Annotated in this window: 5 protein-coding genes and 1 pseudogene; 3 read left to right on the top strand and 3 right to left on the bottom strand. The window is 77.7% G+C overall.

All coding sequences use genetic code 11. The annotated features are described in order from the left end of the window. From ACFVX9_RS38955 to ACFVX9_RS38945, 3 genes are all read left to right on the top strand, one after another. Nucleotides 1-3,496: tetratricopeptide repeat protein (locus ACFVX9_RS38955; RefSeq protein WP_387986947.1), on the top strand; the 3,496-nt coding region annotated here is incomplete at its 5' end. Nucleotides 3,497-3,500: 4 nt separating this feature from the next. Further along, nucleotides 3,501-4,757: a CHAT domain-containing protein gene (locus ACFVX9_RS38950; RefSeq protein ID WP_063345885.1), complete on the top strand. Its 1,257-nt coding sequence runs from the start codon at nucleotides 3,501-3,503 to the stop codon at nucleotides 4,755-4,757. Beyond that, nucleotides 4,754-5,782 (top strand): hypothetical protein, encoded by a 1,029-nt coding sequence (locus ACFVX9_RS38945; RefSeq protein WP_363376373.1) that lies wholly within the window; start codon nucleotides 4,754-4,756, stop codon nucleotides 5,780-5,782. The genes ACFVX9_RS38950 and ACFVX9_RS38945 overlap by 4 nt, the downstream gene beginning before the upstream one ends. An 80-nt stretch (nucleotides 5,783-5,862) precedes the next feature. Here the strand turns inward: ACFVX9_RS38945 and ACFVX9_RS38940 are convergent, their stop codons facing one another. The 3 genes and pseudogenes from ACFVX9_RS38940 to ACFVX9_RS38930 all read right to left on the bottom strand — a co-directional run. Further along, nucleotides 5,863-7,524, bottom strand: coding sequence for a thiopeptide-type bacteriocin biosynthesis protein (locus tag ACFVX9_RS38940; protein ID WP_380485023.1), 1,662 nt, complete (start codon nucleotides 7,522-7,524; stop codon nucleotides 5,863-5,865). A gap of 28 nt (nucleotides 7,525-7,552) precedes the next feature. Further along, nucleotides 7,553-9,457, bottom strand: a complete 1,905-nt coding sequence (locus tag ACFVX9_RS38935) for a TOMM precursor leader peptide-binding protein (RefSeq protein WP_380373640.1) — start codon at nucleotides 9,455-9,457, stop codon at nucleotides 7,553-7,555. After that, nucleotides 9,454-10,747 (bottom strand): annotated as a pseudogene (locus ACFVX9_RS38930) (hypothetical protein); the annotation flags it as partial. The pseudogene ACFVX9_RS38930 and the gene ACFVX9_RS38935, both read right to left, overlap by 4 nt.

Here is a 10,747-nt window from a genome sequence, read left to right as displayed (position 1 = left end):
GCTCAACACCCGCTGGTGGCACGCCGACAGCTGCCGGGAGGCGGGCGACCACCGGCAGGCCGTCACGCTGTCCGAAGCCCTGGTGGCCGACCACGCCCGCGTCCACGGACCGGAACACCCCGACACCCTGGGCGCCCGTCTGGCGCTGGCGCAGGCACTCACCGCCGCCGGCCGGCACCGCCGGGCGCTGGAGCTCCACCAGGAGCTCGTCGCGGACCGGGCCCGGCTGCAGGGCCCCGACCACCCGGACACCCTCAACGCCCGCTGGTGGCTGGCACACGACTGCCAGCAGGCCGGCGAGCACCGCCGCGCGGTGGAGCTGTACGACGCGCTGGCGGCCGACCGCAGCCGGATCCTCGGCGCCGACCACCCCCAGACCCTCACCGCCCGCTGGTGGCAGGCGAACGGCCACCAGCGGGCCGGCCACCACCGCCGCGCGGTGGAGCTGTTCGACGCACTGGTGGCCGACGACACCCGGATCCGCGGTGCCGACCACGCCGAGACCCTGGCCACGCGCGCCGGACTGGCCTGGGCCACCTCCGCCGCGAAGGACCACCGCCGCGCCATCGCCCGCTACGAGGCCCTGGCCGCCGACCGCACCCGGCTCCACGGCGCCGACCACCCGCTGGCCCTGGACGCCCGCGGCTCCCTGGCCTGGGCGCACGGCGAGGCGGGCGAGCACCGCCGCGCCGCAGAGCTGCACTCCGCGCTGGTGGCCGACCGCACCCGGCTCCAGGGCCCCGACCACCCCGAGACCCTCGACACCCGGCGCTCGCAGGCGGCGGGCCACCGCGAGGTCGGCGAACTCGACCGCGCCCTGGAGCTGTACGAGGCACTGGTCGCGGACCTGGCCCGGGTCCTGGGCGCCGACCACCCCACCACCCTGGACACCCGGCTCGGCCTGGCCCGGACCTGCCGCGACGCGGCCGAGCACGACCGCTCGGTGGACCTGTTCCGGGCCCTGGTCGCCGACTACGAACGGGTGCTCGGACCGGACCACCCCGACACCCTCGACGCGCGGCTCGGCCTCGCACGGTCGGTGGTGGCGGCGGGCGACCACCCCGCCGCCGCCGAGCTGTACACGGCGCTGCTGGCCGACCAGGAGCGGGCGCAGGGCCCGGACCACCCGGACACGCTCACCACCCGGTGGTGGCAGGCCGCCGCCCACCGCGACGCGGACGACCAGCGCCGCGCGGCCGAGGCCTTCGGCGCCGTCGCCGCCGACCGGGCCCGGGTGCTCGGCGCCGACCACCCGGACACCCTCAACGCCCGCTGGTGGCAGGCGTCCTCGTACCGCGCGGGCTACGACCTCCAACGCGCGCTCGACCTGGCCGCGCCCCTGGTCGCCGACACCGAGCGGGTGCTCGGACCGGACCACCCCGACGCCCTCGGCGCCCGGTTCCTGCTGGCCTGGACGTACCGGTCGGGCGGCGACCACCGCCCCGCGACGGAACTCGACGAGGCGCTGCTGCGGGACCGGATCCGGCTCCAGGGCCCGGACCACCCCGGCACCCTCGCCTGTCGCGGCAGCCTCGCCCAGGACCGCCGACTCGCGGGCCTCCTGCACCAGGCCGAGGCCGAACGGGAGGCACTGGCCGCCGACCGTGCGCGCATCCACGGCCCCGACCACCCGGACACCCTCCACCAGCTCTCCCAACTCGCCGAGGCCGTCCTCGCCACCGGCGAACTCGACCGCGCCACAGCCCTGTTCACCGAGCTGATCGCCCACCGGAGCCGGGTCCAGGGCGCGGACCACCCGGACACCCTCGGCGAGCGCTCCAGCCTCGCCTCCACCCACGCCCGCGCCGGCCGGCAGCGGCAGGAGATCGTCGAACGGCTGATGCTGCTCGCCGACCACGAGCGCGTACACGGCCAGGACCACCCCGACGCCCTCACCGCGCGCGCCGACCTCGCCCACGCCCACCGCCGCCGCTGGGAGCACGACCGCGCCGACGCGCTCTACCGCGCCCTGCTGGCCGACCGCACCCGGATCCTCGGTGCCGAACACCCCGGCGCCCTCGACTCCCTCAACGCCCTCGACACCCTCGACGCTCTCGACGACCGGGACAGCATCGCGCTCAACCTCGTCGAGGCCGGCCGGTACGCGGAGGGCGCCGACTGCTACCGGGAGGTGCTGGCCGCCGTCGAATCGGCCCTCGGTCCGGAGCACCTCCTCGCCCACGCCGTGCGGTACGGCCTCGCCCAGGCCCTGGTGCTCGCCGGGGACCACGCCGGCGCGATCGCCGAACTGTCGCCCCTGACGCCGGACTGGACCCGACCCGCCGGCCCCGCCCTGCCCGGCCTCGTCCGGTCCGGGTGCGTCCTCGCCCTCGCCCGCCACCTCAACGGGGAGCACGACGCGGCGGTGCGCCTGGCCGCCACCCTCGCCGCCTGCGCGGACGACGCCCTCGGCAGCACCGACGACGCCACCCTCACCGCCCGCGAGGCCCACGCGCTGCTGCTGGCCTGCGGCCCGCGGCCGCTGCGCGCCGTCGTCCGGCTGGAGGAACTCGCCGAGGAGTGCGCCGCGAGCCACGGCCCCCGCAACTCCCTCACCCTGAGCATCCGCCAGAGCCTCGCCCACGCGCGGCTGCGGGCCGGCGACGCCGTCGGGGCGGTGCGGGTGTACGAAGGCATCGTCGCCGACCGGATCCCGGCCGGGGCACTGCTGACCGGGCACCGGCAGGCCGACGACGTCGCCGTCAGCCTCGGCACCCTGCGCCCCGGGCTGCTCCCGGTGTTCCCCACGCTGGCCGTCGGCCTGGCCGCCGCGCTCGCCGCGAGCGGGCGCCGGGACGCCGCCCAGGGCCTGCTGGCGGCCGTCCACACCGCGCGCCGGACCCTGATGGGCCCCGGCCATCCGCTGGCGGTGGAGAGCCGGACGGCCCTGGCCCGACTCGACGGCGGCGCAGCCGAGTCGCCGGCCCGACTCGACGGCGGCGCAGCCGAGTCGCCGGCCCGACTCGACGGCGGCGGGCCGCAGTCGCTGCCGGCCGCACCCGTCCGCGCGGAGCTCGGCCCGGAACCGTCCGAGCCGGCCGCGCTGATCCGGCGCTCGCGCGGGTCGCGGCACCGCCCCCCGGCGCCCGCGCCGGCCAGGACGGCCTGGCGGCCCCGGCTCACCCTGCTCGACGAGCCGGCGGTGGGGGCCGCCGTGCACCTGGAACTGCGGCTGGAACCCGAGGTGCCGCAGAGCGACCCCGGCGAGCTGCCGGGCCTGCGCCTGGTGGCCGTCGCCGCCTCGGACGCCGTGCTCGATCCGCCCGTCGCCGACTACAGCCCCGCCGGGGAGCCCGTCCGCTTCGCGCTGACCCCGTCCGTGCCGGGGCCGCACACCGTCCGGATCACCGTCTACGACCGGGGGCACGGCGCCGTGCTCCAGGACCTGTGCGCCGTCGTCGAGGTCCCGCCCGTCGCGCAAGCCGCCACCGTCGCCGCCCAAGCCGTCACCTCTCAAGCCATCACCGTCGCCGACATCGCCCAGGACGAGGAGTAATCGCGTGGCCCGGGACCTCCTCGTCGAGATCCGCCAGAACCCCTCCGCCGACTTCACCCGGCTCCCCCGGCAGCAGGCGCCGGACGCCCCGCAGGCCAAGGAGCCGGCCCCGCTGGACCTCGTGGTCTCGCTGCGCCGCCACCGCGACGACCTGTTCGTCTCCGCCTTCCGGCCCGGCGAGCGCACGCCCTGGTCCCGCCCCCACCGCGCGGAGCTGAAGGTGTCCGCCCCCGCCCTGCTCGCCCGGGCCTCCCGGCTGCGGACCGTCTGGCGCGACCGCCTGGTCCAGTACGACCCGGAGCCGATCGGCGGCTACCCCTTCGCCCAGGCCGTCGACTTCAACCGGCTGGCCGGCGTCGCCGAGCGGCAGGTCGCCGAACTGGCCGAGGAGGGACGGTACTTCCTGGAGGTGATGCTCGACGGGCCGGAGCGCGAGCTCACCGTCTTCCGCGAGTACCTCACCCGGACGCTCACCGAGCACGGCTCGCTGCGGATCAGCTTCGACTCCGACCTCCACCTGCCCTGGCCGATGCTCGCCGTCGACGGCGGCCACGCCGACCCGTGGGCGGACTTCCTCGGCCACCGCCACCAGGTCGAGCAGACCGGCGCCGGCTACCCGCCGATCCAGCCGCCGTACCCGGCCCGCACCAGGCCCGTCACCAGCCTCAACACCGACGACCAGCTCACCGACGTCGGCCGGGCCCCCGAGGTCCGCAAGCTGCTGGAGGACCGCTCCCAGCTGACCGTGCGCACCGAGTCCGAGCCGCTGCTCAAGGCGCTGTCCTCCGCCGTGCTGGACGAGGACGTCATGTACTTCTGGTGCCACGGCCAGTTCGTCGCCGGCGACTCCCCGTACGAGCAGCTCGCCGTCCGGCTCTCCGACGACCGCCAGATCGACGCCGACCTGGTGCGCCGCCACCGCCGCCGGCACGCCGAGGCGCCGGACGCCATGTTCCGGCCGTTCGTGCTGCTGAACGCGTGCCACACCGGGCAGTCCACGGCCGCCGAACTGGAGCACCTCGGCCGGGCGCTGGTCGACCTCGGCGCCAACGGCGTGCTCGGCCCGCAGATCGAGATCCCGCAGGTCTTCGCCGCCGAGTACGCCTTCGCCTTCCTCGACCTCTACCTGACCGGGGAGTTCACGGCGGGCGAGATCACCCAGCAGCTGGTCCGGCGGTTCGCCCGCGAGTACCGCAACCCGCTGGCGCTCACCTACTCCCTGCACTGCGGCCTCGACAGCATCCTGGAGCTGACCCCGTGACGGCGCCCACGCCCATCGCCACCGCCACCGTCGACCTGGACGAGGAGGGCCGGCTGCTCGTCCCCGGCACCCGCACGCCGGTGCCCGAGGCCCGGATCGCCCAACACCTCGCCCGGCACCTGCGCATCCCCCCGCGGGCGACCGACGTCTACGTCTACGTCCACGGCTGGCAGACCAGCCCCGCCGCCGCCGACCGCTCGGCCGCCGCCCTGCTCACCGAGGCCGCCGCCCTGCACCGGTCCGCGCCGACCGCCTACCCCGGGCTGACCAGGGGGTTCCGCCCGTGGTGCGTGGTGGTGCGCTGGCCGTCCTCCAGCCTGCCGTCGCCGGCCGGCTACCGCCGGATCCGGGCCCGGGCGCACGCCATGAGCGCCCAGGGGCAGGCCGGGCGCGTCCTGGGCCACCTGCTCGGCTACCTGGACGCCGACCGCGGCGACCCGGCCTCGCCCCGCGTCCTGGCCAACCGCAACGGCCAGTACCTGCACCTGGTCGGCCACTCCTTCGGCGGCCGCTTCCTCTGCGAGGCCGTCCAGTACGCGGCCGACCGGCCCGCCGGGCCGCCGGTACTGGGCTGGAGCCGGCCGGGCGACCCCACCCGGCCGTTCACCGTCGACAGCGCGCTGGTCTTCCAGATGGCCGCGCCCCGCGACGCCTTCACCCACCTCTTCCCCCGGCTGTTCCTCGGCCCCGGCCGCCCCGGCGCCCCGCTGCGCGGCCCGCTGGTGCTCACCCACTCCCGCTGGGACCGCGCCACCGGCTTCTGGCACCTGCGCGCCGAGGGCCGCCCGGGCATCGGCCACTCCGGCACCGGCGTCGCCCCCGTCCCCCAGTTCAGCACCCGGCTGCGCCCCACCGCCTCCCCGTACCCGCGCACCGAGTTGGACCACCCGATCGTCAACATCGACGCCGCCCGGGTCTACCGCGGCGGCCTGGCCACCCGCCTCAACCCGGCGGGCGCCCACTCCGACTTCCACCACCCCGAATCCGCCCACCTGCTGCTCAGCCTCGCCGCCCACTCACGCTGACCGCCCGGGCCCCCGGCCCGGGGCGGGCCCGGCAACTCCCGCCGGGCACCCGAGGCCGCGCGTTGATCCGACGCGAGGTGTCAGACCCGCCCCAGCGGCAGGAGGTACTGCACGGGCTCGTCCAGGTCGTCCAGGCCGAGGAGTTCGTGGGCGAGGTCGTCGTGGACCCCGCCGAGGGGAATCGTGCCGAGGCCGAAGGCCGTGGCGGCGAGCAGCAGGTTCTGGGTCAGGTGGCCGGCCTCCAGCAGGCCCAGGCGCAGCGCCCGCAGGCCGTAGCGGCTGCGCAGCAGGGCGAGGTCGACGTAGACCGCGAGGACCGCGGGGGCCTCGTCGATGCCGACGGCGTCCGGATCCGCGGCCGGGCGGGAGAGGTAGGAGGAGAGGGCCTTGAGGTCGTCGAGGGCGGGGGCCGGGCCGATCGGGCGCAGCGCGCGGCGCTCCGGCAGGCACTGGTAGGTGCCGGCGGGCAGGCCGTCCACGGCGAGGGCGAGCAGGCGCAGACGGACGCTGTACAGCGCGCCCGCGCTCGGGTACGGGCGGTGGGCGGGGTCGGTGCCGTCGGCGATCGGCCGGCGCAGTTCCGGGCCCGGTGCGCACGCGGACCAGAGCACCCCGCCGAGGGTGGCGGCAGTGAGCGGGCCGGTCAGCGGGCCGCGGGCGGAGCGACGGGTGCCCAGGACCTCGGCGAGGGTGAGCTCCGGCAGGGGCTCGGCGGGCAGCCGGACGTCGTCGGGCTGTTCCTGCGGGGCCGGGCGGGGCGCCAGGTCGCGCAGCGCGGTGTCCTCGCTGCGGCCGATCTGGAACTTGCTGCGCTCCAGGTACTGGTAGTCGGGGGCGTGCCGGTCGGCGGGGAAGAAGGCGAACGGCCGGTCGGTCTCCAGCAGCGTGCGGGCGGCGAGCCGGCAGACCGCGCGCTCCTCGTCGGGACCGACGCCGAGGCGGTTGAACAGCATGTGCAGCTGGGAGGCCCAGGCCCAGGACAGCCGCTCGGCGGCCTCGGGCGGCGAGGCAGCGCGCATCCGGTCGGCCGCGGCCGCCACCTGCCCGGACCAGTCGGTCAGCCAAGGTGCGGCGGCGCCGGTGTCGAGTGCCTCGCGCAGGGCCCGGGCACGCCGGGCCAGCGCGTCCCGCTGCCGGGCGAACACCGTGTTGACCCTGGTGTGGACGGCCGCGCCGGGCAGCGGCCGGTACTCGGTGACCCAGCGCCAGGAGGCGGCGTGGCGGCGCAGCCAGCGGGCGGCGGAGAGGTCGTCGAGGCCGAGCGCGTGGGCGGTGGTGTGGGCGAGGTCGAGGGCGAGCGGCAGGCGGGCGGCGGTTGCGGAGGCGGCCCGCAGGGCACGGACGGCCGTGCGGGAGGAGTGGCCGAAGAGGTCCTCGGCGATCGGCAGCAGGGCCGGGCCGCCGTAGCGTTCGGTCTCGGGCCGGTAGGGCACCGCCGTCACCTCGCCGTGGCGGGGCGCCCAGGGGCCGGCGGGCGGGGTGCGGCGGGCGGCGAGGCGGGCGAGGTCGGCGGCGAGTCCTTCGGCCTGCTCCGGCGCGCCCGGGCCGTGGAAGCGGATCCGCAGGTGGGGGCCGCCCTCGCCGTAGCGGATGAAGAACCAGTCGGCGTCCGGGTCCGTCGTCAGCCCGTCCATCAGCGGGGCGAGGTCGTCGGTGACGAAGGCGTCGGCGTCCCGGGCGGTCAGGGGAAGCGCGAGGTGCAGGCTCTGCCAGTGGGTGGTCGGCCGGTGGTGGGTGGTCATCGGGTCCTCGGGGAGGGGGTCGGGGCCGTCACGGGAACGGGTGCGGGTGGAGGGCCAGGTCGTCGTGGTGCAGCGGGCGGGGGCTGCGGCCGAGCCGGTGCGGGACGGCCAGCAGCCGGGGCAGGCCGCGGGTGCGGCGGTTGACGTGCCCGAAGGTCATCGGGAGGGTCCCGGGGATGACGACCTTGGCGCAGTGCAGGCCGAGCCGTTCACGGACCCCGGGCTCGTCCTGGGTGACCACCACGACGTCGAGGCCCTCCTCGGCGAGCCGGGCCACCGTCCGCTCCAGCAGCAGGGTCAGGTCGGTGACCGGCTCGGGGGCGCCGGGCCAGCGTTCGGGCCAGGGCACCGGGGGCGGGCCGGCGAAGAGGAAGTCCAGGCGGGGCTGCGCCTCGGGCAGGGTGTTGAGGCCGACGTGGTCCTCCAGGCCGACCACCAGCTCGGGGCGTTCCAGCATCGGCCGCAGCCGGTTCGGGTCGCGCGGCCCGCCCGGGGTGGCCGGGCGGTGCGCCGCCTCCTGCACGTTGGTGACCACTTCGGCGACGGCCGAGCGGATCGCCGCCCGCGGGTCGTGGTGGGCGCCGGCCGCCAGGAAGGTGCGCGGGGCGTCCGGGTGGCTCCCCCGGTAGCGGCAGAGGGCGATCACGGCGGGAACACCGAGGTCGTTGGTGGCGTCGAGCAGGGTGAGCCGGTAGCCGAGCAGGCGCGCGCGGTCGGCGAGGTCGGCGACGGCCGGGTCCTCGACGGGGACGGCGACGCCGGGCAGCGGGGTCCGCGCGTACCAGGCCATCAGGAAGGCGTCCCGCTCGGCGACCTCGAACAGCCCGTAGAGGGCGGCCTCCTGGGGGCTGTTGCCGAGCCCGCAGCCGTTCGAGGACTCGTAGACCACCCTGGGGCGGTCCCGGTCCGGGAGCTCCCAGTAGGCGACGTGCTCCGGCACGGCGAGCGGGCGCGCGTGGGTGAGGGACCAGCCGTGGACCCAGTCCAGCACGAGGTCGGGGGTGTACGGGACGGTGGCCCGGTTCGGGTGCCCGTGGTGCGCGGGATCGGGCAGCCCCAGCCGGACGGGGTCGAGGACGGCCTCGGGCCCCAGGTCGCGCGCGAGGTCGCCGTAGGAGCCCCGCAGGACGGTCCTGCGGCCGAGCGGCCGCATGCCCGCGAAGCGCTCGACGCTCTCGAACAGCGCCACCCGCTCGCTGGACCGGAAGTCCACGGCCCGCCCGTAGCCGCCGTCGTCGAGCAGCCGGCCGTCGGTGACCCAGGCGGTGGTGAGGGCGAACGCCGAGTCCTCGGTGCGGAACAGGCGCCGGACCGGGCCGAAACGCTCGTCGTACAGCTCGGCGCGCAGCCGGTCGTTGGCCCTGCCGTCGGTGCCCGTCAGGTCGTTCGCGCCGCGCAGCACGGCCGGATCGGGCAGCGGGCGGGGTGTCAGGGGCAGCCGGGCGGCGGCGGGCGAGTCGGCGGGCAGCGGGCGGCAGACCGGGCAGCCGCCGACGGGGCGGACCAGGTGGGTGGACCAGGTGGCGCGGTCGCCGTGGACGAGGTGGACGGTGGCGTGCGGCCCGGACTCCGCCCGGTCGGCGGCGAGGTCGGCGGCGAGCGCGGCGACCGCCTCGGTGAAGGCCGGGGTGCCGGTGCCCGCGAGCGCCAGTGCGGGGCTGTGCCAGGGCACCCGGCCGCCCGCGGTGGCCAGGCGCTGGTACTCGGTGCAGCTCAGACAGGCCGACGCCCCCGGCTCCAGGACCGGCCCGACGACCGTCAGCGCGCCGTCCTCCCGTACCGGCACCAGTCGCACCGGGTGCTCCAGCGCGTGGCGGCTGAGTCGGGCGGCCAGGTCGAGGGTCCAGCTGGTGAGGTGGACGACGGCGGTGCCGCTCGTGGTCGCCAGCGCCCGCTCGGGGTCGAGGACCGGCAGGTCGGTGGCGGTGGTCATGGGTGGCCTCCGGTGGTCACGAGAACCGTGAAGCCGCAGCCGTCCAGGGCGTTCGCCAGGGGGCGGGCGGCGGCGGTGGCGGGCTGCCAGGGGTCGGCGCGCAGCCCGGTCAGGCGGCCCAGGGAGTCGCGCAACGCCGCTTCCCGGCCCGCGAGTTCGGTGATCCAGTGGTCCGTCCAGCCCTCGTCCGTCCAGCCCGGGTCCGTCCAGCCTGGCTCCGGGCGGCCTGGGTCCGGGCGGCCGGGCGGCTGCCGCCGGGCGGCGAGCGGGGCGGCGGCGCCGGTGAAGATGGTGTGGTGGGCGGCGGACAGGCCGTGGCCGGCGGCCATGAGGCGGGTCAGGGCGGACAGGGCGGCGACGGCGACCGCGTCGGCGGGGGTGGCCTCGACGGCCCGGCCGAGGACGGTACCGGCGGTGGCCACGACGGCCAGGAAGGCCTGCTCGTCGGCCAGTTGGCCGAGTTCCAGCTCGGGAGCGTGGCCGAGGCGCCGGGCCAGCGCCGCCCACCAGTGCGCCGCCTGGGGGTGCTCCCGCCAGGCGGCCCACGCGAGGGGGCGGCCCTCGGACGGACGGGCTTGGGCCGCGCGACGCAGGGCCCGGCCGAGTGCGTGGTCCGGGTCGGCGCCCACGACCGGGGCGGTCGGGTCGAGTGCGGCCAGCCGGAGTTCGGCGGCCCGGCAGGCGGCGGCCAGCCGGGCCAGGTCCGTCCGGGCCGCACCGGCCACCAGGGTTCCGGCGGGTGTGCGGCAGGAGACCAGGGCCGCCGGCAGTTGCGGCAGGCCACCGGGCGAGGGCGCGTCGAGTACGCCGAGGCGCGGATCGCCGAGTGCGGTGACCCTGCGCAGGGCCTCGGCCAGTCCGTCGGGCGGCCCGGCGGTACGGCCCGGGCCCGCCGCCCACGGGTGGTAGTCGGCGCGCGGCGGGCGGGCCTCGGCCACCAGCACCGCCGGGCGGCCGACGAGCAGCCGCGGATCGCCGTCCGGATCGCCCGGGTCCGGCAGGCCGGCGACCGCGCAGAGCAGCCGCTGCGCCGTCGCGGCGGCGAGCAGGGCGGGGAGCGTCGCGGGTGGTGGACCCGCACCCGCCGGCGTGGCGTCCGCCCGCAGGCGGGCCGAGACGGCGGCGGCGTCCGCGCGGACGCGGGCCGGGTCGGCGGGCGCGGTCACGAAGCCGCCGTCCGCGTCGCACTGCATGGCGACCGCCACCGGCGGATCACTCACGGCGGCCACCACCCGCCCGACGGGCAGGCCGGCCTCGGCGAGGACGGTCGGCTCCGCCCCGCCCCGGGCG

This window comes from Kitasatospora sp. NPDC058243 (assembly GCF_042882025.1).
Taxonomy (GTDB): domain Bacteria; phylum Actinomycetota; class Actinomycetes; order Streptomycetales; family Streptomycetaceae; genus Kitasatospora.
The sequence above is the reverse complement of the archived record's forward strand: the minus strand, read 5'-3'. Positions and strand labels throughout refer to the sequence as shown.

Excerpts from the sequence above, each read along its gene's own strand:
- ACFVX9_RS38940 (WP_380485023.1), bottom strand. The coding sequence starts at position 7,524 with ATGACCACCCACCACCGGCCGACCACCCACTGGCAGAGCCTGCACCTC.
- ACFVX9_RS38935 (WP_380373640.1), bottom strand. The coding sequence starts at position 9,457 with ATGACCACCGCCACCGACCTGCCGGTCCTCGACCCCGAGCGGGCGCTG.